The sequence below is a fragment of the Vibrio azureus genome (assembly GCF_002849855.1).
GTDB lineage: Bacteria > Pseudomonadota > Gammaproteobacteria > Enterobacterales > Vibrionaceae > Vibrio > Vibrio azureus.
Genome location: NZ_CP018616.1, coordinates 1,278,898 through 1,301,563, shown reverse-complemented (window position 1 = coordinate 1,301,563; position 22,666 = coordinate 1,278,898). Strand labels below are relative to the sequence as shown.

At 41.6% G+C, this 22,666-nt stretch carries 20 protein-coding genes; 10 read left to right on the top strand and 10 right to left on the bottom strand.

The window, feature by feature from the left end; translation table 11 throughout:
• Positions 1-67 precede the first annotated feature (67 nt).
• Positions 68-658 carry a DUF1415 domain-containing protein gene (locus BS333_RS05985; RefSeq protein WP_033003154.1) on the top strand — a complete coding sequence of 197 codons (591 nt, stop codon included), beginning with the start codon at positions 68-70 and terminating at the stop codon, positions 656-658.
• Positions 659-867: 209 nt separating this feature from the next.
• On the opposite strand, the gene BS333_RS05980 is transcribed toward BS333_RS05985, so the two are convergent.
• Positions 868-2,091, bottom strand: a complete 1,224-nt coding sequence (locus BS333_RS05980; protein ID WP_021708039.1) for a PI-PLC domain-containing protein — start codon at positions 2,089-2,091, stop codon at positions 868-870.
• A 421-nt stretch (positions 2,092-2,512) separates the two neighbouring features.
• Here BS333_RS05980 and BS333_RS05975 point away from each other — a divergent pair, with 421 nt between their 5' ends.
• Positions 2,513-3,088, top strand: a complete 576-nt coding sequence (locus tag BS333_RS05975; RefSeq protein WP_021708038.1) for a nucleoside triphosphate pyrophosphohydrolase family protein — start codon at positions 2,513-2,515, stop codon at positions 3,086-3,088.
• A gap of 96 nt (positions 3,089-3,184) precedes the next feature.
• On the opposite strand, the gene btuD is transcribed toward BS333_RS05975, so the two are convergent.
• The 4 genes from btuD to BS333_RS05955 form a co-directional block, all read right to left on the bottom strand.
• Positions 3,185-3,952, bottom strand: coding sequence for a vitamin B12 ABC transporter ATP-binding protein BtuD (gene btuD / locus BS333_RS05970; protein ID WP_021708037.1), 768 nt, complete (start codon positions 3,950-3,952; stop codon positions 3,185-3,187).
• The gene (gene btuC, locus BS333_RS05965) at positions 3,939-4,934 is read right to left on the bottom strand and encodes a vitamin B12 ABC transporter permease BtuC (protein WP_021708036.1); all 996 of its coding nucleotides are present in this window, start codon (positions 4,932-4,934) and stop codon (positions 3,939-3,941) included. The genes btuD and btuC overlap by 14 nt, the downstream gene beginning before the upstream one ends.
• Positions 4,935-5,028: 94 nt before the next feature.
• Positions 5,029-6,057 carry a succinylglutamate desuccinylase gene (locus BS333_RS05960; RefSeq protein ID WP_021708035.1) on the bottom strand — a complete coding sequence of 343 codons (1,029 nt, stop codon included), beginning with the start codon at positions 6,055-6,057 and terminating at the stop codon, positions 5,029-5,031.
• A 232-nt stretch (positions 6,058-6,289) separates the two neighbouring features.
• Positions 6,290-9,328, bottom strand: coding sequence for an Ig-like domain-containing protein (locus BS333_RS05955; protein WP_050567956.1), 3,039 nt, complete (start codon positions 9,326-9,328; stop codon positions 6,290-6,292).
• Positions 9,329-9,687: 359 nt separating this feature from the next.
• Here BS333_RS05955 and BS333_RS05950 point away from each other — a divergent pair, with 359 nt between their 5' ends.
• Positions 9,688-10,101, top strand: coding sequence for an OsmC family peroxiredoxin (locus BS333_RS05950; protein WP_021708032.1), 414 nt, complete (start codon positions 9,688-9,690; stop codon positions 10,099-10,101).
• 96 nt (positions 10,102-10,197) lie between these two features.
• Here BS333_RS05950 and BS333_RS05945 read toward each other — a convergent pair whose 3' ends face one another.
• Complete coding sequence (locus tag BS333_RS05945) at positions 10,198-10,839, bottom strand: outer membrane beta-barrel protein (RefSeq protein WP_033003142.1); 642 nt, start codon at positions 10,837-10,839, stop codon at positions 10,198-10,200.
• A 508-nt stretch (positions 10,840-11,347) separates the two neighbouring features.
• On the opposite strand from BS333_RS05945, the gene BS333_RS05940 reads away from it, so the two are divergent.
• Positions 11,348-12,733 (top strand): L-cystine transporter, encoded by a 1,386-nt coding sequence (locus tag BS333_RS05940; protein WP_021708030.1) that lies wholly within the window; start codon positions 11,348-11,350, stop codon positions 12,731-12,733.
• Between the two features lie 90 nt (positions 12,734-12,823).
• Here BS333_RS05940 and BS333_RS05935 read toward each other — a convergent pair whose 3' ends face one another.
• Positions 12,824-14,278 carry a hypothetical protein gene (locus tag BS333_RS05935; protein ID WP_033003140.1) on the bottom strand — a complete coding sequence of 485 codons (1,455 nt, stop codon included), beginning with the start codon at positions 14,276-14,278 and terminating at the stop codon, positions 12,824-12,826.
• 722 nt (positions 14,279-15,000) lie between these two features.
• Here BS333_RS05935 and sbcB point away from each other — a divergent pair.
• The 4 genes from sbcB (at position 15,001) to cdd (ending at position 18,552) form a co-directional block, all read left to right on the top strand.
• Complete coding sequence (gene sbcB / locus BS333_RS05925; RefSeq protein WP_021708028.1) at positions 15,001-16,422, top strand: exodeoxyribonuclease I; 1,422 nt, start codon at positions 15,001-15,003, stop codon at positions 16,420-16,422.
• 41 nt (positions 16,423-16,463) lie between these two features.
• Entirely contained in the window at positions 16,464-16,835 is a 372-nt protein-coding gene (locus BS333_RS05920; protein WP_021708027.1) for a CidA/LrgA family protein, read from the top strand.
• A 1-nt stretch (position 16,836) separates the two neighbouring features.
• Positions 16,837-17,514, top strand: a complete 678-nt coding sequence (locus BS333_RS05915) for a CidB/LrgB family autolysis modulator (RefSeq protein ID WP_021708026.1) — start codon at positions 16,837-16,839, stop codon at positions 17,512-17,514.
• Between the two features lie 150 nt (positions 17,515-17,664).
• Positions 17,665-18,552 (top strand): cytidine deaminase, encoded by an 888-nt coding sequence (cdd, locus tag BS333_RS05910; protein WP_021708025.1) that lies wholly within the window; start codon positions 17,665-17,667, stop codon positions 18,550-18,552.
• 94 nt (positions 18,553-18,646) lie between these two features.
• Here cdd and BS333_RS22485 read toward each other — a convergent pair whose 3' ends face one another.
• Positions 18,647-18,772 (bottom strand): hypothetical protein, encoded by a 126-nt coding sequence (locus BS333_RS22485; protein ID WP_255209426.1) that lies wholly within the window; start codon positions 18,770-18,772, stop codon positions 18,647-18,649.
• Between the two features lie 93 nt (positions 18,773-18,865).
• Here BS333_RS22485 and purT point away from each other — a divergent pair, with 93 nt between their 5' ends.
• Positions 18,866-20,041 carry a formate-dependent phosphoribosylglycinamide formyltransferase gene (gene purT, locus BS333_RS05905; RefSeq protein WP_021708024.1) on the top strand — a complete coding sequence of 392 codons (1,176 nt, stop codon included), beginning with the start codon at positions 18,866-18,868 and terminating at the stop codon, positions 20,039-20,041.
• Between the two features lie 273 nt (positions 20,042-20,314).
• Here the strand turns inward: purT and BS333_RS05900 are convergent, their stop codons facing one another.
• On the bottom strand, positions 20,315-20,971 hold the full coding sequence (locus tag BS333_RS05900; RefSeq protein WP_021708023.1) for a thiopurine S-methyltransferase: 657 nt from the start codon (positions 20,969-20,971) through the stop codon (positions 20,315-20,317).
• A 489-nt stretch (positions 20,972-21,460) separates the two neighbouring features.
• Between BS333_RS05900 and BS333_RS05895 the strand changes: the two genes are divergently transcribed.
• Positions 21,461-22,234 carry a RelA/SpoT domain-containing protein gene (locus tag BS333_RS05895; RefSeq protein WP_021708022.1) on the top strand — a complete coding sequence of 258 codons (774 nt, stop codon included), beginning with the start codon at positions 21,461-21,463 and terminating at the stop codon, positions 22,232-22,234.
• 84 nt (positions 22,235-22,318) lie between these two features.
• Here the strand turns inward: BS333_RS05895 and ihfA are convergent, their stop codons facing one another.
• Positions 22,319-22,615 carry an integration host factor subunit alpha gene (ihfA, locus tag BS333_RS05890; protein WP_021708021.1) on the bottom strand — a complete coding sequence of 99 codons (297 nt, stop codon included), beginning with the start codon at positions 22,613-22,615 and terminating at the stop codon, positions 22,319-22,321.
• Positions 22,616-22,666 lie beyond the last annotated feature (51 nt).

The following is a 22,666-nucleotide window of genomic DNA, read 5'->3' as shown; positions in this document are numbered from 1 at the left end:
AGCAATGGGCACAGAGAATCTAACTCTGTTATGCTTGTCATACATTCATCAAACTATAACTTATTGTATGTCGTCAAGCTCGAACAACCCTACCTCAACTAGCGGTAATACAACCACGGATGCCATCACTGAACAAGTCACCACATGGCTTGAAGAGGTTGTGATCGGTTTAAACCTATGCCCTTTCGCCGCTAAACCGCAACGAAATAAACAAATTAAAACGTTTATCAGTCAAGCAAACAAAGAAGAAGCCTTACTAGAAGACATTCTTTTGCAACTGCATGAACTGGATAACACAGATCCTGAATCACTCGAAACAACCTTGGTCGTCGTACCGAACATGCTGGAAGATTTTTGGGATTATAATTTGTTCATAGATTGGGTTGAAAGTTTAATTAAACAGAAAAACTGGGAAGGAGTGTATCAAGTTGCAACTTTTCATCCCAATTATTGTTTTGGTGGCACTGAGCCAGAAGATGCCGAAAACCTAACCAATCGCTCTCCATACCCTATCTTTCATCTTATTCGTGAAGAAAGTATGGAAAGAGTGCTGAAGCATTACCCAAATCCAGAATCCATTCCAGATACAAACATTGCTCGTGTCTCTGCTCTATCTGAGCAAGAACGTAAAAAGCTTTTCCCTTATTTGTTTAGTTAAAATTTACTTAGCTAAGGTTAATTGGCTACCAAAGAGGCGACCAAACATCGCCTCTTTGAATAGAACACCTTGAGATGATACAGCTCTTGACAAAAAGATGCTTTTTATATGTCAAAAAATACTGAGCAAAGTGCTAATAAATCTTACCATTGCCCAGTATTATTTTACTTTAAATTATTGAAATTAGTGTCAGTAATTTTATTTCTTTATTATATTTTTGTCATAAACCCTTTCGGTTTATTTATTAAGTTATCATTATTGGTATTTATAATATCAATGTAACTTCCATATGGGCCTTCTTCTAAACCAATATAGTCACCACTAATAATACCTGGCGGTAAGTCTTTCACTGTATTAGCTAACTCTTCTGCTCCACGAGTCACAAGTGGTTTAACACTTTCTGTTCCTTTTCCTGGCATATTGGTTTGCATAATATTGAGCTTGTTGCCAGACACCATACTTTCCTGGTGAAATTCTTTCAAGAAATCTACTGTGTCCTTTACATTATTTTTATCAGCCCATTTAGTATGCGTTTCTTGTTTATAACTGAAATCATCGTCATCTCCAGGAGCTTTAAACATTAACCCAATATTTTTTCCTTTATGTAAAGTATCTGATAACTTCAATTCAGCAATATTTTTGTCATTATCTTTTTTTATAAGGTGAGAATTCACATCTTCTGTCAATACCTTTTCAAGGAAATCAGAGCCTCCTTTTTTTAGATCAAACTTGAGTAAGTAGATATTATCACTGTCATTTACAGCATGTTGCAGCAAATCCTTAACATGTTTTTCTGCGTCACCTGCGGAGCTAATATCATGAAAAAACTCATGCTTTCCACTACTTTTTGATAAAGTAACTCTGATGTCAAAATATGTCGCCCCCGCTTCGGCTTGCTGAACTAAGTTTAGATTTTGTGTTTTAAACTGACCAGGTACAAAAGAGCCTAGGCTACCTAACCCAGATTCTTTCCTGCTAAACGCAAATGTGCCAGCATCATGAGAGCCCAGCATAGAAAGCTTCCCTATAGGAGTTTCTGGATTAAGCAAGGAGTGCTTGATGAGTGGGCTGCTATTCACTCCTGTTGACAGATTCTCACTTATAGCATTAGTTGCTGCTACACCGTCACTATTAACAAGGTTGGTAAGCAATGCATCTCTATAAGATTTAGGGCGAACATATAATTGCTCTGATTCAGAGTTTTGTCGAACTACTACAGAGGCACCGCCTTCAGATTGAACGACTTTAGCTTCTTTAAATTTAAGTGTTGAGTTTGCCTCAACATCAGTCTTTGATGCTGTTTCTAATGCTTTTGAATCAGTTAGGATATGTTGTGCGGCTTTTTCACCCAATTTTCCTTCACTTGGCTTTTGTTCAGCTTGAGATGATTGCGTATTAACTGCAGTGCTTTGAATACTGTTTGGCATGACCATATTACTTTCCTTTATTAACAATTTTGTTATCTTACGAAAGTAATCATACTGTAAAATATCAATATTAATCGTAATTATTTAGATCATCAAAATAAATATTTATAAAAATAAAAGTTTCCTGCCAATAATGATAGAGTACAAATCAATATATAATATACCCAAGTAACCTCAAGATGCTGCGTTCAGCGAGATGACCTTAGCTCTCAGGCGCGGCAACGATTCGTAGATATACATTGAGAATCGTTAACAAAGTCTGAGAGTTAAGGTCACTCGCCCTTTGGGAGCGTGTCACTTAATTATGTGGCATTTCATTCAATTAAATGCTCACAGGTAAATTTCTGAGCAAATAGAACTCCTCCTATTGGGCTTCACAGGTCGGTTTGCTATTATGATGGTCTTAATCGATTCCTTGGAAAGTACAATGCAACTGTCAAAGCTCACTCAAGACATTTTTGATCACCTATACCGTGACATCACTGAATTCCGTAGTACATTCGATCTGCCTGTTGATGATCCAGCTAGCCTCGACGCTCAAGCAGATACGCTGCATACCTCACTGGCGATTGAAGAACTGACCGAACTTGCCGAAGCTGACTGCAAAACAGAGCAAGCCGACGCCATTGTTGACAGTGTGTACGTTCTAATGGGCCGCTTAGTCCACCTTGGACACAGCCAAGTCTCAGATAACTTAGCAATCAGCTACCTAATTGATCTATTACTGAATGTTGCAGTAAACCGTGGCATCAACTTTATCCCTTGTTGGGACGAAGTACACTCCAGCAATATGAGCAAAGTATGTCGCAATGAGAAAGAGTACACGGAAACAGAACAGTTTTACGCTGACCAAGGCATCAAGCTTATGGCAGTACCAAAAGGTGAATACATCATTGCCAAGTGTGCCGAAGATTTTGTTGCAGAGGGTAAAACGGTTCGTAAAGGGAAAGTCCTAAAGTCCGTTTACTATCGACCCGCTGACCTTAAGCCATTAACGCAGTAATCAACATAACGATCCTAGTAAAAACAGTATCGGTAAAACAGAAACGACAGACTCTGAGTCGTTTCTGTTATTAATGTATCTCCGCTTACACCCTAACTAATCAAACAATAACAGCTGGCGATCATCTAACTGCACTTTTCTTACCTCGGTATTAAAAGCACTGCTGAGCCACTCAGGCGTCATCACTTGTTCTGTTTCTGCATAGATTTGTAGTACCCCATTACTCAACAATGCGACTTTATCAGCATGATTCAAGGTTCGATTAAGATCATGGTTTGCTACGATCACCGTGATCCCTTGCTTTACAACTGTGTCAATTAATCGATAAAGAGAGTGATCTTGAGCAATATCTAGTGAGGCTGCAGGTTCATCGAGCAACAGTAATTTAGAATCAGGGTTAATAGTGCGCCAAACTTGCAAACAAACACCTGCAAGTCGAACTCTTTGCCACTCTCCTCCAGATAAAGCTTGAATACTTTGATGCAGCTTGTCTCGTAATTGAACCAAATTTAACACCGTATCTACTGCTTCAATAATGTTGCTGTCAGTGAGATCGAGCCCATTAGGTAAAGAAAGAGCAAGGTACTGAAAAACATCAATATTAAAAGCAGGTTTCGATTGTTGCGATAGAAAACCACGCTGACAAGCTTGCTCGTCTAAGGCTAAAGACAATACATCTACTTCGTTAATCAGAACGGAGCCAGTCACTTTTGTACTTTGACCCAATACTCCTGCAATGGCGGATAACAAGGTACTTTTCCCTGAACCATTAGGGCCAATCACATGGATCAATTCACCTGCTTTGCATGTAAAAGAAGTCGGAGACAAACGGCGATCAACCGAGATATCATTAATGTTGATCATGCTTTTTCACCAGTATCCAAATAAAAATCGGCACACCTATAGTGGTGGTCATCACCCCCAGAGGCAATTCCGCTGAATCCAACCATAGCCGAGCATTAATATCGGCAAAAACCAGTAGTCCAGCTCCGCAAAGTGCAGAAAGTGGCAATAGGTATCGATTTTCAGTCCCAAAAGCCAAACGTAATAAATGTGGCACGACCAGACCAACGAAGCTAATAATCCCTCCAAGCGAGACTGCACCACCAACCAAAATGGCTATCGCGAGGATCAGCTTCCAGCGCATTTCATGCACATTAACTCCCAATTGTGTCGCGTGCACTTCACCAAGCATGAGTTTATCAAGTAATTTTCCTTGGCAGCACAGCCAGACTAATACGGGGACTATGAGTAGTGAGACCCAATGTTGAGACCAACTTGAGCCACTGATACTGCCCATCAACCAATACATCAATTGACGAAGGTTAAGCGAGTCACTGAAATAAAATGCCCATGTAACGATAGCACTGGAAAAAATCCCCAAGGCAAGACCAACCAGCAGCAAGCGAGCTGTTGATAGATAAAGAGCCCTTGCCATACCAACAAGGATAAGCGTAAATGCCATGGCACCCAATATGGCCGAAATCATAAACGCCATAGCTGAAGGCTCTACTGGCAAGGCAAACATCACCACCACCATTGCCAAGCTTGCTCCACCTGATATACCCAGTACACCGGGCTCGGCTAAAGGGTTGCCTAACAGCACCTGGAGTGTCGCCCCAGAGACAGCTAATGCCGCCCCAATCACTGCAGCAGAAATCAAACGAGGTAAGCGCAAATCCCACAAGAGCTTCTGTTCAAACATTGATAAGGTTTTAAAAGGAGTGAGTAAGATCTCCCCGACCATTAAATGTACCGCAGCAAGCACCAATAATATAACAGCCATGAACACCAAATTACGCTGCCATCGCCGTGCTTTTTGTTGGATAAGTTGATGAAGTTCCATAATATCCGATTAATATAAACAAGGCTTAACATTCCGTTAAGCCTTGTTTATTTGCTAATGAGCTAATCCGCCTACTTTACCCGAAGTGCCTCCCTTAGTCATACACTAATTGGCCCTGTTCGAAGCGTGTTTTTACTTCACACACCATAAGCGCTGCTCGTTGACCAATTGCGACATATCGATTTGGGAAAACAATCGCCTCATGATCATTTTTTGCCATAAGTGGCTTATCTCCATCATGACCAAACACTTCACCATGAACAAATGCCGTGAAATTTTCGACATCATCATCAAACATAAAATCAAAGTCTTCATGCATACGTACTATCGTTCGACTGACTCGATATTTAATACAGGGCTTAGAAATATGTTCACTTTTCGCAGAGGCTATTAAGTTACGCAGAGTTAAATCAAATGCGGCTAATCGATCGAGATCATTATGTCCAATCCGTTCCACGCGTCCAAGTTCCATTGTTAATGCTTGTGCCTCAAATTTCTCAGCACTGAACCAACTGAATGTGCTGGATGGTGAGTTAGACAGGAGCAAGGCTTCGATGTGCGAACCATCAATAAAATCAATTAAATCATGACTTCTTACTAAATGGCGCGTTTTGGGGCTGACAGCAAAGGTGTAATGCTTCGATCCCCGAATGGCACAATGCAGGTCTAAATGCCAGCGAGATTGAGGATTCGTACCGGAATAAAACTCTGTAACCAAGGACTTTAAATTATTGGCAATATCCAGCTCTTGGCTTGGTTCGTGAACTTTATCATCGAACAATCGATTGAGATTAACGTCAAGAAAGCGAGTGTGAGCAAGTGTCGCATGTGGGTGAGCAATAATAAACAAACACCGCGCATGTAAATGCTGAAAGCCAGACTCAATGTCAGTGACTATCGAATCAATCAACTCCATTGGTGCAGTTTCATCCCCATGGACACCACATGAAAGAATAATATTCTTAGTTTTATGGTTGATATTTGCAGGGATAACTTCCAACACACCTCGTTGATGAAGTCTCAGCTTGACTCCGTTTGGCAGAGTCTTCTCTACAGGTACGACATCAGTGTCAACGGCTAAAGTGTCAGTTAAAAATGATTGGCAAAAGAGAGGTTTCGTCATGCGTTACTCCTTAATAGCACAGAGTATGTTACTCAATTGTAAAAGGAATTGTTGTTAGTGCGATCGCACTTATGAACTGAAGAAAAGTATAATTCTTATCGTAAGATATCACTGGATGCATAAAAATCTTAACAGAATTTACGGAAACTTTATTTGCGGCTACTCAAATAACAAACGGGGCAGCGAAATAAAGCTGCCCCGGACTTAATATTCACTGAATATATCAACTGACTTAATCTGAAACACAGGAAACATAACGCTTATCATCTTTATGGCCAGCATCAGATCGACCAGAACCATCAAGATAAACATAAGAATAAAATCCAGGTGGTGGGGCTGAGTTTGAAGTCCAATATTCTACATATTTTGGCCACTTAGCTGAATTATACATGTTGCCATGTGTATTGTGTAAATCCAACAATTCATTTCTTGTTGGTAAACGCCAATTGGTGCGACCTTTTATCTTTTTATTGTTGTAATGAACCCGACATAACTCATCGGCCTTATTCCAACCGACATACAAAAAGTCTCCACTCGGTGACTGATTAGGACGTGATGAATGGTCTATTATATAATTACCATTAAGGCCGCTAGGATAAATCAGACCGATACTCTCTAAAAAGCTTTTTGAAGGTGAATTGGTCAATATTTTACCATTAAAAACAAAACCATTAACACAAGTTCCACCAACTGAGCTACATGATTTCACTTGTACTGTCACACTGTTACTGGTCACATCACCTTTGAACGCACTGACTATGACAGGGCCGCTCCTTACAGCAGTCAGTAGACCATTTGATGTCACGGTGGCCAGCGAGTTATTCACACTCCATGTGACCATATTACTGATATCAGAAGAAGTATTATCGCTGTAAGTGGCCATTGCCGTCAGCTGCTGCGTATGTCCCTCAGTAATCGACACACTCGCCGGAGTCACTGTTATCGAGTTGAGCAACGCCGCCGTTACGTCTACCGACACACTATTACTGGCCACGTTGCCTTTAAATGCGCTGAGTGTAACAATACCCTTATCTTCTGCCGTTAAGAGTCCATTTGGTGTGACACTTGCGACGGTTACATCGTCCGATCTCCACGTGACCAAGTGACTGATATCAGAGGAAGTATTATCGCTGTAGGTCGCGGTTGCCGTCAGTTGCTGCGACAGTCCTTTGGCAATCGATACGCTCACCGGGGTCACCGCAATTGAGTCAATCGCTGCATCGGTCACGTCCACCGACACGCTATTACTGGTCACGTTGTCTTTCATTGCGCTGAGTCTAACGGTACCCTTACCTTCTGCATTTAAGAGTCCATTTGGCGTGACACTTGCGATGGTCACATCGTCTGAGTACCATGTAACTAAGTCACTGACATCAGAGGAAGTATTATCGCTGTAAGTCGCGGTTGCTGTCAGTTGCTTCGTCTGTCCTTTGGCAAGCAACACACTTGCCGGAGTAATTGCGAGCGAATCAATCACTGCATTGGTTACTTCCACCGACACACGATTACTGGTCACGTTGTCTTTTACAGCGCTAAGCATAACAGTACCTTTATCTTCTGTCGTTAAAAGTCCATCTGGTGTGACACTTGCTACTGTCACATCGTCTGAGCGCCATGTGACAAAGCCACTGATATCAGTCGAAGTATTATCGCTGTAGGTAGCGGTTGCCGTCAGTTGCTGCGTCACTCCTTTGGCAAGCAACATACTCGCCGGAGTCACTGTTATCGAGTCTATCACTGCATCGGTCACGTCCACTGATACGTTATTACTGGTCACGTTGTCTTTAAATGCGCTGAGTGTAACTCTACCCTTACCTTCTGCCGTTAAAAGTCCATTTGGCGCGACACTTGCTACGGTCAAACCGCCAGAGCGCCACGTGACCAAGTTACTGATATCAGAGGAAGTGTTATCGCTGTAAGTCGCGGTTGCCATCAGTTGCTGCGTCACTCCTTTGGCAAGCAACATACTCGCCGGAGTCACTGCTATCGAGTCTATCACTGCATCGGTCACGTCCACTGATACGTCATTACTGGTCACATTGTCTTTAAATGCACTGAGTGTGGTAGTGCCTCGCGCTACACCAGTCAGAAGGCCATCTGACGTCACGGTGGCAGTCGTCAAATCATCCGAACGCCACGTGACCAAGTCTGTGATATTAGAAGAAGTATTATCGCTGTAAGTCGCGGTCGCCGTCAGTTGCTTCGTCTGTCCTTTGGCAAGTGACCCACTCGCAGGAGTAACTACAATCGAATCGATCACCGCATTGGTTACGTCTACCAACACGCTATTACTGGTCACGTTGTCTTTAAATGCGCTGAGTGTCGCTGTGCCTCGCGCTACACCAGTCAGAAGGCCACCTGACGTCACGGTGGCAGTCGTCAAATCATCCGAGCGCCACGTGACTGAATCACTGATATCGGAAGAAGTGTTATCGCTGTAGATCGCAGTCGCCGTAAGTTGCTGCGTCATTCCTTTGGCAATCAACACACTCGCAGGAGTGACTGCGATCGAATCGATCACCGCATCGGTTACGTCCACTGACACGCTATTACTGGTCACGTTGTCTTTAAATGCGCTAAGTGTGGTAGTGCCTCGCGCTACACCAGTCAGAAGACCATCTGACGTCACGGTGGCAGTCGTCAAATCATCCGAGCGCCACGTGACTGAATCACTGATATCGGCGGAAGTGTTATCGCTATAGGTCGCAGTCGCCGTCAGTCGCTGTGTTTGTCCCTGCGCAATCGACACACTCGCCGGGGTCACTGCGATCGAGTTTATTACCGCTTCGGTGACTTCCACCAACACGCTATTACTGGTGATATTACCATTAAATGCACTAATACTAACTTCTCCAGCCTCTTCACCAGCCACTAATAAGCCTGATTCGGAAAAAAAAGCGACTTCTGGATCACTAGAGCGCCAAGAGCTCGTTTTTAGTTCATCTGTAATGACCTTTGTGGACCCATCAGAATAATAACCCGTCGCAGCAAAAGCTTGTTTGTGATTTTTATTTAACTTCAGAGAGCTCGTGCCTTTAATTCGAGAGAAGGAAGCATTAATAGCAATACGCTCTAATGTTACAGCATACTCAACTTTAGGGTTTTCCGTAACCTGTGGGTCGCCATTAGATGCATTAGATTGAGTGCTTGAGTTAGAAGTTAATGCCTTTAACCATTCATCATTACAACCAGTCAATATTAATAAAAACAGAAGTGCCAATAGAGTGTATTGAAAACGAATAGTTTTTGGAGACTTTAAGAGCGCCATCATGGTTTACCACCCAAACTTAGTTCATTAGATTAGATGGCCCAAATTAGCCTCAGCTATGTCTTTCAAATAATCATTTAAGATAATTTATATCATAAAAATCTCAAGCCATTGATTTTATCACTATAAATTAAAATCGCCATTACTAACTTAAAACGTCATCAGTAGACGAAATTGACAATACTGCCGCTCACTTTCGTTTAACCCAACCCAAGCTATTTACTAATAGGTAGATAACTGTTATTGTCATTAATAATGATAACAAACGTTATTGTTAGGGCCATTTGAAGAACCCCTAAGTATGCAATGCTAAATTCTATGCATAGCCATTAAAGCTTAAAACTATAAATTGAGGAAAAATCATGTCAGTACAACAAGCGAATGCATTATGGCAAGGAACATTAAAATCAGGCAAAGGCGTCATGCAATACGGCGAAGTTGAAGGTCCATTTACCTTTGCTTCTCGTTTTGAAACAGGCCCAGGGACTAATCCAGAAGAGTTAGTAGGTGCAGCTCACGCCGGCTGTTACTCAATGTTTCTTTCGGCTTTATTGTCAGAAAAAGGCCTCAACCCAACCATTAATACACAAGCGAAAGTTCACTTAGGTGAAGAAGATGGTCCAAAGATCACTCACATTGAGCTTGATTCCAAAGTCTCTGCTGAAGGCTTAGAGGACGCACTGTTACAAGAGCTTGGTGCAGTAGCAAAAGAAAAGTGTCCTATTTCACGCCTTTTTGCTGGCACAGAAATCTCTTTGACACTGACTCTTGTTTAAGTATTGAGCCCTCTCCCACAGTTTAAAAACTAAGTTGGGGTGAGTAAAAAAGTGACAGCAGATATCTGCTGTCATTTAAAAGCTGGTTATTTGATTTTAAAATTTGTAATCTAAACCAATATAAGCACTTTGGGTTTCAAAGTTAACGGACTTTTTAGTGCGGAACAAACTAGGTTTAACATCAAAATCTACGGATGCAACGCGGTAACCAACTGATATAATAACTTTTGTGTTAAACTCGTAACCAAGTTCAAGACCATAGTTATACCCAAAACCTTCAACATTATTTGCTGTATAGTAGCTATTCGTATAACCTACTGAATGACTATAAACAATACCATCTGCTGTCATACTTGTAAGTCCAGCGATCGCCCCCAAGTATAAACCACTCCCATTAAAATGATATTTAGGCTTCACATTTAGATTAAATGCATCCATGTCCACATCCGAGCTACAACGCACATAATTGTAATTTGAATAACAATAAGCTCCATTATCATTTGTAAAGTTGCCAAGATGAATATATTCGGCTTCAATATCAATCGAAAAATTATCATTAACTTTAATATTTCTTCCCGCCGAAATACCAACTCCAGTAGCAGAATCTAAATCAAAATTTGATTCGATATCTAAATTACTATTCAACACATCCACGCCAATGTACCAATCACTTTTAGCTTGTGCCGCGACTGATGAGAAGGCTGAAGCAACAGCCAAAGTTAATACTATTTTTTTCATTATCATTCCATGCTCATTATTAATTAAATGATTTAGGAAAAATTTTATAGATTTCAGTAACACCAATCAACAAAAAATACTTAAAATCAATAATTTAAATTAAATTTCATTGAAATAAAAAATATAAAGAGATTATTTCCATTAATAAAAACACTTTATTTAATCTATTATTTAAAATAAGTTTCAAATTAATCAATTCATGAGATTTGGTGCGTTTTTAGTTACCAGATATCACTTAATCTGAATGCCCCATAGCAGTGCAAAAAACTATGATATTCGATTTAGTTCTATCTAATGCGTGTTTTATCGTTTAAATGCCATATGCTTGGGAGTATCTTACGGCAATGGCTTCCATGTACTCAGAGCCGTTACTGAACTGAAGAGATAGCAAAGCATAACAACTTAAGATAAAACCTTTCCTATGCTGCTCAACAATCCCAATAAACAGTACGCAATCTGAACAAAGCATGGATTAAGTTATTTTTGGTTTGTTTAATAGGGTTTACTTATGCAGCTTGCACTTATCCTTTCATTGGCATTATTTGCTGCCAATATCTTGTTTATTTTCTATCAACAACAGAAACAACACTCGCTTTCTAGATTGGTTTTACTTGGCCTCATTACCGGTTCACTTTTTGGTTTTGTCCTGCAAATTTTTCATGGTGAAGGCAGCCCAATGATTGCAAAAACCTTGCAATGGGTTGCGATAGTCGGCCAAGGCTATGTCGGCTTGTTAAAAATGATCATCATGCCACTGGTACTGATTTCTATGATCGCGGCAGTGGTAAAACTCGAGAAAGGCAGTTCATTGGGAAAAATCTCAGGGCTTACCGTTGCCATTTTACTTGTTACAACAGGAATTTCCGCGGCTATCGGTATTTTTGTGGCGACCACGTTTGGTCTGTCCGCTGAAGGATTAACGGAAGGTGCCCGTGAAGCTGCTCGCATGGCCGCCTTAGAGACTCGCGCAGATACTGTCAGCAATCTAACCATTCCACAAATGCTAATCAGCTTCATTCCGACTAACCCATTTTTGGATCTGACTGGTGCTCGCTCCACTTCCATTATCGCTGTGGTTATTTTTGGTGTGCTCACAGGGATAGCGGCAAGAAAAGTCATGTTAGAGCAGGAAGAGCTTTACTCTCCTATCAAAACCTTTGTCAATTCAGCGCAAGCCATTGTAATGCGTCTGGTCAAGATGATCATGGCGCTAACGCCGTATGGTATTGCAGCTCTGATGGCGAAAGTCGTTGCGACATCTAATATGGCTGACATTTTGAACTTACTTAGTTTCATCGTTGCTTCATACGTGGCAATTGCACTGATGTTTGTTATCCATGCGCTGTTAGTCTCTCTTTTTGGTGTGAACCCAGTGAGCTATTTCAAAAAGATTTGGCCAGTTCTTACTTTTGCCTTCACATCACGAAGCTCCGCTGCCACTATTCCACTTAACGTTGAGGCACAAATTGATAAACTCAATGTACCACCAGCGATTGCTAATCTGTCTGCTTCATTAGGTGCGACCATCGGTCAAAATGGGTGTGCTGGTATTTACCCTGCCATGCTCGCAGTAATGGTGGCACCAACGGTTGGTATTGATCCATTAAACATTCACTTTTTGTTATCACTGGTCGGTATCATCATGATCAGTTCATTTGGTATCGCTGGTATTGGTGGTGGTGCGACTTTTGCGGCTCTAATTGTCCTGCCTGCCATGGGGCTACCTGTGACCATTGCTGCACTGCTTATATCAATTGAGCCACTGATTGATATGGCTCGTACCGCATTGAATGTTTCTGGCTCAATGACCGCGGGAACCATAGTAAGTCGTATGCTTAAGCCTTCAGAGCAACAACAAGAAAACAAGGCTAGCGAGACAGAACAAATCGCCTAACTTCACCCATTACGCTTGAGTAAAAAAGAAGCCGATAGACTTTCTATCGGCTTCTTTGTTCTCAGAGATTGGTATCAGTGTTGTAAGGTATTACATGTTCTTCACTTTACAAATGAACTGCTTCTGTTCAGAGTTTTTATTACCCATATCTTGGGAAGACCAAAACAGCCCAGAAGGTAAAATGCGTTTGTCATTTAAGTTCCAAAGGTCATCAAGATTGGTTAACGATGCATAAAGCTTATCTTTGCAGTAAACCATGGCTTTTTTCAAAGGTGCTTTAAAAGGTTTCTGTTTCTCTTCTTCTGGCATCACGTAAAAGTGTTCACTGTCGTGATAAAGAATCGTGTGTGTCGGCCCCTTCAGTGATTCTAGCTCCGATTCATCCACGCCAATACTGGTTAAGAGAGAAAAGTTAATTGCATCGAAGTCTGGTAAAGGTCTATCTGAAGACTTTTCTGAACTCTGTGATGTTACTTGAGCGAGAGGTTTAGGTGCCTTGAGCGTTTTAATCGTCGGTTTAGTTAAAGTTTCTTGCTTGGAGCTCCTAGCCTGCACCTTAGAAGTGCTGGTCTTGCTCGCCGTTTTGTTTTTCGACGCTCCAGAGAAACTGAAGTAGTATTCATTTTCTGTGTAAGGTGTGGCTTTAATTGATTCTCGCTTTGAGCCATTTTCGGCAACGATATCAATGACACCAACAAAAGTGCCCCTGTATTCAACAGTTTTACCTTCACCCGCAAAATCACTATTCACGTAGTACTTAGTGTTTTCACTGTTCGACTTAAAGACTAAGAAATGCTTATTCAGCCCCAGTTCTTTACGGACAACTTTATCGGTTTCAGTAGTAAATGGCTTCGTATATTTTGCGCTTGCCACATATTTTAAGTGCCCTTGCATGTCCAAAGAAGCATTGACCACTTCAAAGTCTTCAACTTTAAGTCCATTTGAATTGCCCATTTTGAGTAAAAACGCCTGTTCCATTGCTGATAGATTCCTTTCTACACAACGGCTAATACTGTCTGATGCATTACATGTGATGGTTCCGTCGCTTTTGTGGCTATAGGCAATAGAAGAATCATTAATTAACCTGGATTTAATCTCACGATATAAATCTAGAATTTGTTGATTTTTATTTTTCTCTAAACTTAATACTGATGCTTTTAACTTTTCGATATCTTGATGAATAGTCGTAAATTTGGCTTGATTGATTTGTAATTCATCATTGAGGATTTTTATAGAATAGGAGCTTTGCTTTAAAGACTCTATCAAATCATCATTAGGTTGACCTGACATAAGGTCTCTTTGCATTAACTCTGAACCATCAATAATGTAGGACTTATAATCGTCGATTTTCTCTTCTAAGTTGCGGCTTTCTGATTTTGTTTTATTGTAATCTTTGGTGAGCTTTTCAATATTTGTCGCTTTGAATTCTTTATCAAAATTTTCGTTAATTTTATATAATTGACCTTCCTCTGAACCGCTTAGCACACCACCAGCAACAGAGGTAGAAATAAAAAACATCAAGGGTAGCATAGCGATTTTTTTCATTGTTATTTCCATATAAACCATAAAATCTGCCAATATGTTAAATCTAGCATGTAATCAGTCTGAATCAAGAAGTTATGTTTGTTTCACTCGTACAAATCTAGGTTCAAGCTAGGATTCGACTGTGACTTGCAATGATAAATGCGTTATCAATCACAAACCCGTATTCTATACCTTAACGATCTTTAGGTGTTTGATTCAGAGCAACTTCTGATTTACCTCTTGCCGCTTTAAACTTTGTATTCTTTTGTGGGTTTACCTTGCATTCTTTAGGCTGAGGCTGGGGATCAGATACTTGCCTTCAAGAATACGTTTGTTCTTTTCGTTGTATCGACACCAATTCTGAATGTGATGTTTTCTTTAGATGATATTTTTGCTATAAGTCCTTCACCGTCATTCAGTTCTGTCGGGCCGCTATATCCGCTCGTTTTGTTGTGGCTTTTAGCTGCTTGTCTGTGATGCTCTGGTTGTCTGACTTAAAGTGGGACGCAGCACTTACAAAATTTGAGTTGTCTGACGCAAGAAGTCGGCTCAGTGAAAGGCTCCCAAAGGGCCAGCGACCCTAACTCTGAGACTTTGTTAACGATTCTCAATGTAGAACCGTTATATCTTCGAATCGATGCCGCGCCTGAGAACTAAGGTCATCTCGCTGAACGCAGCACTTTGAGGTTACTTGGGTATATACAAGATAAGCTTTGAAGAATAGCGAACAAAAAAGGAAACCCATGAACAATACCGAACAGCCTACATTCTTCTTCTTTGATTACGAGACTTGGGGAACCAGCCCAGCAAAAGATCGTCCAAGCCAATTTGCTGGTGTGCGTACTGATGAAAATTTCAACATCATTGGCGAACCACTGGTGATCTATTGCCAACCTCCTGCTGATTACTTGCCTTCCCCAGAGGCTGCTCTGATTACTGGTATTACGCCTCAGAAAGCATTAAAAGATGGCTTACCTGAACCGGAATTTATCGCAAAGATCCATGCTGAACTTTCTAAACCAAACACCACCAGCCTTGGTTACAATAGCATTCGCTTTGATGATGAAGTTACACGATATACTTGCTACCGTAACTTTATCGACCCGTATGCTTGGAGTTGGCAAAAAGGCAACTCACGCTGGGATCTGCTTGATGTTATGCGAGCCTGCCATGCATTACGCCCTGAAGGCATCGAGTGGCCTGAAAACGATGAAGGCTTTACCAGCTTTAAGTTAGAACATTTATCCGTCGCGAATGGAATAGAACACAGTAATGCACACGATGCGATGGCCGATGTTGTTGCGACCATTGAACTAGCCAAGAAGATTAAAGCGGCCCAACCTAAGCTGTTCGACTACTTCTTTTCTATGCGTCACAAACGTAAGTTGAATGAGCTGATCGATATCGTCAATATGACTCCGCTTATGCATGTATCTGGCATGTTGGGCCGGGAATGCCAATATACGAGTTGGATCGTTCCAATCGCGTGGCATCCTACTAACAATAATGCGGTGATCACGGTTGATCTCGCTAAGGATCCTCAGCCCTTACTTGACTTGTCCGCTGATGAGTTGCAACAGCGCCTTTATACAAAACGAGAAGATCTTGGTGACTTGTTACCCGTCCCTGTCAAATTAGTTCACCTTAATAAGTGCCCTATTTTAGCGCCGGCCAAAACACTCACCGCAGAAAACGCCGAGTCCATTGGTATTGATCGCCAGCAATGCCTAAGTAACCTTGCTACTTTACGCCAGAACCCTGAAATTAGAGATAAACTCATCCGTCTCTTTTCAATCGAGCGAAAGTTTGCCAAAAGCGATGATGTAGACACACAACTCTATGATGGCTTCTTCTCTCCTGCCGATCGTGCCGCCATGGACATCATTCGCGAAACCGATCCCAATAACCTAGCGGCACTCGATATTGAGTTTGCTGATAAGCGTATAAAACCGCTGCTGTTCCGTTATCGTGCAAGGCACTACGCCAATACATTGGACGAGCAAGAGCAGCGACGTTGGGCACAGCATTGCCGAGAAATCTTCGAAAGCCAGATTGAAGATTACATGCTAAATTTAGAAAACCTAGTTCATGAACATGAAAGTGACGACAAGAAAATCGCGCTTCTCAAATCCGTGTATCGTTACGTAGAAAGTCTGGCTTCTTAGATTCCTCCAACACAAAATCGAGGGTGCTGAGTGTATTTGGCATGAAACATCGCTTAAAAAAACTGGTTCATTTACTGATTGCTCTGCTAATTATTAGCGGAGCACTCGCCATCGGTAATTTTCTTCAATCACTAACAAACACTTCTATTCCCGGAAGTGTTATTGGCATGCTGGTGCTATTTTTCTCAATGGTATTTGGTGTGATTAAAGCGGAATGGGTCAAACCTGGCGCAACTCTATTCATTCGCTATATGATCCTGCTATTTGTACCAATCAGTGTCGGTCTGATGCAACATTTTGATATGCTGATTAATAATGCATTACCGATTTTAGCAAGTGCCATAGGAGGGTCACTGATCGTCTTAGTCAGCTTGGCTTGGTTATTAGAGTACTTGCTTAAGGATAATCGCTAACATGTGGTTACTTGTTACCATTTTGGTATTCTTTACTGCTCGTCATATTGCAATAAAGATCAACAAACCGTTTGCTAACCCACTTTTGATGAGTCTAGTGGTTTTGATTCCGATCTTGCTCTACTTTCATATCCCTTATGAAACTTACTATCATGACAACCGCTGGCTCAGTGACTTACTGCAACCTGCCGTTGTTGCTCTGGCTTATCCTTTGTATGAACAGCTACCACAAATCAAATCTAAATGGCGAATCATCCTGTTAGCCTGCACTTTAGGTAGTGTTATGTCGATGATCACTGCGACTTTGATTGCCGTGGCCTTCAAAGCAGATATCGGCTTAATTGCCAGCCTTATCAGTAAATCAGTCACCACTCCAATAGCGATGGAAGTATCACGTCATTTGGGAGGAGAAGCGGCTATAGCTGCCATTCTTGTATTAATTGTTGGTCTATTTGGTGCCATACTCGCCTATCCAATATTTAATTTAATCGGGATCAAACACCCAATTGCTCGGGGCTTAACCATGGGGACAGTATCGCATGCATTAGGTACCGCAACTTGTGCAGAAAAACAACCTTCTGATGCTGCTTATTCCTCTCTTGCCTTAGTTTTGTGTGGCATTATCACGTCAGTGCTTGCTCCAAGTATTTTTGGTCTTGCCGTTTGGCTATCTCAGTAAACCGTAACCAAACGCAAAGTAGCGAACATGTGTGAAGTGCCTCTAATTATGTAACATAGAAAATATTTACAAACATTAGCGTGATCTTAATCACGGATTTTTCTGTTTCATCGCCTAGAATATCCTTCCATGCACTAACAAGGACTCCAAATGAATAGTCGCGTTGAACAGGCATTAGCAAATATTCCTGAGCCACTTTCTAGCCACCTTGCTCCGATCGTTCAATCCAACGATTTTGATGCAACTATTTCCAAAAAGCAGTTTGAGCAATTACTTTCTTTAACTCACCTATCCGATAAAGAGCTTCGTCTTGCTCTTCTCCCTATCGCCGCTGCTTTTTCCTATGCCCCTATTTCTAATTTCTATGTCGGAGCAATCGCTCGAGGTTTATCAGGAAACCTTTATTTCGGCGCTAACATGGAATTATTTGGAGTTCAGCTTGGTCAAACCGTGCACGCAGAACAGTCTGCAATAAGCCACGCTTGGATGAAAGGTGAGCGTGGTTTAACTGACATCACCATCAACTTCAGCCCTTGTGGTCATTGCCGTCAGTTTATGAACGAAATCTCAACGGCTAAAAACCTCAAAGTGCAACTTCCAGATAGTGACGAAAAACGACTTCACGATTACCTACCTGAAGCATTTGGGCCGAACGATTTAGGCATAGAATCAGGCTTGATGTCAGAGGTCGTGCATTCCTTTACTTTTAAAGACGATAATATACTGCTTGAGAAAGCGGTAGATGCGATGAACATGAGCCACGCTCCTTACACAAACAACTTCAGTGGCCTTGCCATTGAGATGGCCTGTGGTCGTGTGTTCTTAGGCGCTTATGCCGAAAATGCTGCATTTAACCCAAGTCTACCTCCTTTACAGGTCGCGCTGAGCCAAATTATGCTGGCTGGCCTAAAATTTGATGGCATCAAAGCGGTCGCTCTAGCTGAAAATGCTCAAGGTAAAATCAGCCACCTTGCTGAAACTCAATCTACTATCGAAGCATTAAATCCAGACATTCCAGTCAGTTTTGTTAATGTCTAAAGTGCGATTAATGTTTGTCAGCGTTTTGCTGTTGTAAGTTGCAGGCTTGATTAAATTGTGAACTAAGAAGAGCCCATTCATTGGGCTCTTCTTATTATAAAAACTCAGTTAATCTTTGTGCTGCTCTTTTAAGCGCTAAATTCACAACACGAGTAATCTCATAGAAGTTGTTATCTGGATCATCCCAATCTTTATCTTCAGGAATGAGCAACGACAGCATCAAAAAAACGTAGCAAACGTTTGCCTCATTAATTAAATACAGTATTATCCGTTCTCAATCATCTCACATCATTCTAATTTTTAAGGTAATGCTATGTTCGGTACTGCAACACGCCCCCATGCAACACGTGTTTTACTTTTAGGCTCTGGTGAGCTCGGAAAAGAAGTGGCGATAGAATGTCAAAGGCTTGGTTTAGAAGTGATTGCATGCGATCGCTATGCGGATGCACCTGCAATGCAAGTCGCCCACCGTAGCTACGTCATCGATATGCTCGATGGCCAAGCTTTAGAAGAAATCATCATGCACGAACAACCCGCCTACGTTGTGCCTGAAATCGAAGCCATCGCCACCGATAAATTAGTTGAACTCGAAGAAAAAGGGATAAACGTTGTTCCAACCGCGCGAGCAACAAAACTTACCATGAATCGTGAAGGTATTCGTCGATTAGCCTCTGAAGAACTTGAGCTAAACACTTCACCTTACCAATTTGCTGATAATTTTGATGACTTTAAATCAGCAGTCGACTTTGTCGGTACCCCTTGTGTGGTTAAGCCTGTAATGAGCTCTTCTGGTAAAGGGCAGAGTGTCATTAAAACAGCAGAAGACATCAACAAAGCTTGGGAATACGCTCAACAGGGAGGTCGAACTGGAGCTGGACGAGTCATCGTCGAAGGCTTCGTTGACTTTGATTATGAAATTACCCTTCTTACTGTTAAAGCGGTCGACGGCGTGCATTTCTGTGCTCCTATTGGTCATCGCCAGGAAGATGGAGACTATCGTGAATCATGGCAGCCACAAGTCATGTCAGATAATGCGCGCAAGGCCGCCGAATACGCTGCGGAAAAAGTCGTAAACGCACTTGGCGGTTATGGGTTATTTGGGGTGGAATTGTTTGTTAAAGGCGATCATGTGTTCTTCAACGAAGTTTCACCACGTCCACATGATACCGGTATGGTTACAATGATTTCACAAGATATGTCTGAGTTCGCGCTTCACGTTCGTGCGTTCACCAAAATGCCCGTCCATAAGATCACTCAATTTGGCCCATCAGCTTCAGCTGTTGTACTCGGAGAAGGTCAATCAGAAGACCTACAGTTTGATAACTTAGCCAAAGCTTTAGCCAAACCGCAAACTCAATTAAGATTGTTTGCTAAACCAGATATTTCAGGGCGTCGACGACTTGGTGTTGTCTTAACGCGCCGTGATAGTCTTGAAAGCGCAATCAAAGATGCGATTGAGAGTGCTGCGCAAGTTCGTATTGAATATTAATTGATGAACCGCTGAACCTTCTTTAACCAAGTAAATTCAAGATGCTGTGTTCAGCGGTACGAGCTAGATATACCCAAGTGACCTCAAGATGCTTGATTCAGAGCGAGGTCACTGAGCTGAATTCAAGGAAGACAACGAAGTGGAATAGTATTCTATTTCTTATTTTTGTAAGAAGAACGGTTGTCTGACGTAAGAAGTCGGCTCAGTATTCATCAACACTATTAAGCAACACTTTTGGCCTGCTTGACCACGCTTGCCAAGCAGGTTCAGTGTTTATGAGCGAAGATCTTCAATAAGGTAGACTTCTTCAGAAAATCGGCTCAAACCTTTCTTCGCTATTTTAGGATGATGTTTGTCTGCGCCATTCACGGTTAAACAGGTAATTTTATAACCCTTAAACAGTTCACTTACCTCACCCCCCGGTACACTAAACGGTGGGCCTGCCATCTCATCTTGAGGGTAATCTAACGTGATCAATAAAATACGGCCGCCAGGATTGAGCAATTGTGTAAGCCTATTGACATAATCTGCCCTCATTTCTTGAGGTAACGCGACTAACGCTGCACGATCGTAAACTAAATCTGCTTTTGCGACCGGAGCCGTAAAGAAATCACCACAATATATTGAAAGCTCATCAAACTGATACAGCTCCAAGTTACCCTTAATTGGAATCACGGTTGGAGTGTAGAAGTGCTCAGCAAAAAACGCCCTAACTGCAATTTGGCTCAATTCTACTCCGCAAACGTCGTTATGTTTCGACGCCAACCAAACCAAATCTTCAGATTTACCACATAGAGGAACCAAAACCTGCTCTTCCCGTTTGGGTTGAAGATGGTGCCAAAATTCGATGAGTAACGGGTTTACATCACCTAAATGGAAGCCGATTTGATTACTTGCCCACTTATTATGCCAGAATTCTTGATCTCTCATATTTGCTCAACTTTAAATAATTCTCAACAGGCGTCCTTACAAGGGGGAAGGTGATACCTCGAATAATAATGATTCCCATCTCATTGATCGGCACAACATTGCGTTGTAACAAAGTACACCAAGAGAACTTGGGGGACGCTTACGTATCATTAGGTTAACGTATTTTTCTATTTTGTCTACGTTGTTCATCTTGAGTTAATAATGAGATGTTAATGTGAGTCAGAACTCAAACTTGTGGCAAAACCTTCTCTAGCGACGGTTTGAGAAAAGTAGATAAGGGCTTCAAATAATGTCAGTCCTCTTTAAAGTTAGAGAACCATCACATAGTGGAATAATCAGAAAGAATGAGTATTGGGTTTGAGCACTTAGCCCCCATAAATTAGGTATACCCAAGTAACCTAGAGGAAACTTAGGTATAAGCCTGATTTGCAAAAACTGAGTAACTTTTGACTATTCATTTTTTCAGTGTAAGCAAGTTAAGGAGAGTGAATGAGCTTATTTTTTCGTACTACCGCATTGATGCTTTTAGTACTCAGCCGTGCACCTGCATTCGCCGCGCTTCCTAATACCCCAGAGAGCAAACAGGGCGCTTTAAACAGTTCAGATCAAGTTTGTTCCCAATCATTCAAGCATAACCTCAGTGGTCTATATGCTATCAAACCTATTCAATCTAACCCTATTCAGCCCTATAATGATTTTGATGTGCTGTATCAAAAAGCACATCAGGCTCAATTAGAACTTGAAACCATCTGCAAAACGACAGCATTGCTTACCCACTCAGAGCCTTATTTTGCTGGAGTTAAATCAAAACGCCGCGCACAAGACAAAATCAATTACGAATTGGATGGTCAAGTAGAGAGAATTACAGACTTAGCAAGAGCGACTATTGTTGCACGAGACGTAGCAAGTTTGATGGCTGTCTATGAAACGCTAGAACGCGAAACATCGATTATCAACGTTAAGAACCGTTTCAAAAAACCTAAGAAGTCAGGCTATAGAGATTTGAACCTGCTGGTACGTTTACCCAATAGTAATCTTGTTGCAGAAGTTCAGCTTCACTTAAAAGCAATTGCAGATGTCAAAAGTGGACCAGAACATGATTTATACAAAAAGATACAAGATATAGAACGCAAGGCAATGTTGGAGAGCCGTCCGATGAGTGAACTGGAATTGGCTTCTATTGATAAAATACGGAACCAATCGAAAGATCTTTATCAACAGGCTTGGCAACCTTATTTAACAACACACCTAGCAGCTGCCTAGTGAAGGTGAATTGACGCATTGATGTCAGGCTGACCCAAAAAATAAGAGACCACGACAAGTCATGGTCTCTTTAATCAATATGAATTACTGCTTTTGGGAGAGATTTTCAACTCTTGCCTTAAGCTTCTGTCCAGGACGGAACGTCACTACACGTCGAGCAGTAATTGGAATATCTTCACCCGTCTTCGGGTTACGACCAGGTCTCTCATTCTTGTCACGAAGGTCAAAATTACCAAAACCTGACAGTTTTACCTGTTCGCCGCTTTCTAGTGCTTTACGAATCTCTTCGAAGAACACTTCCACCGTTTCCTTGGCGTCCCGTTTACTAAATCCCAATTTTTCAAACAGGTTTTCTGCAAGTTCGGCTTTTGTGAGCGCCATAAAACTTTCCTCAAAGCTATGTTAAACAATGCTACCCAAAGTAGCGCTAGA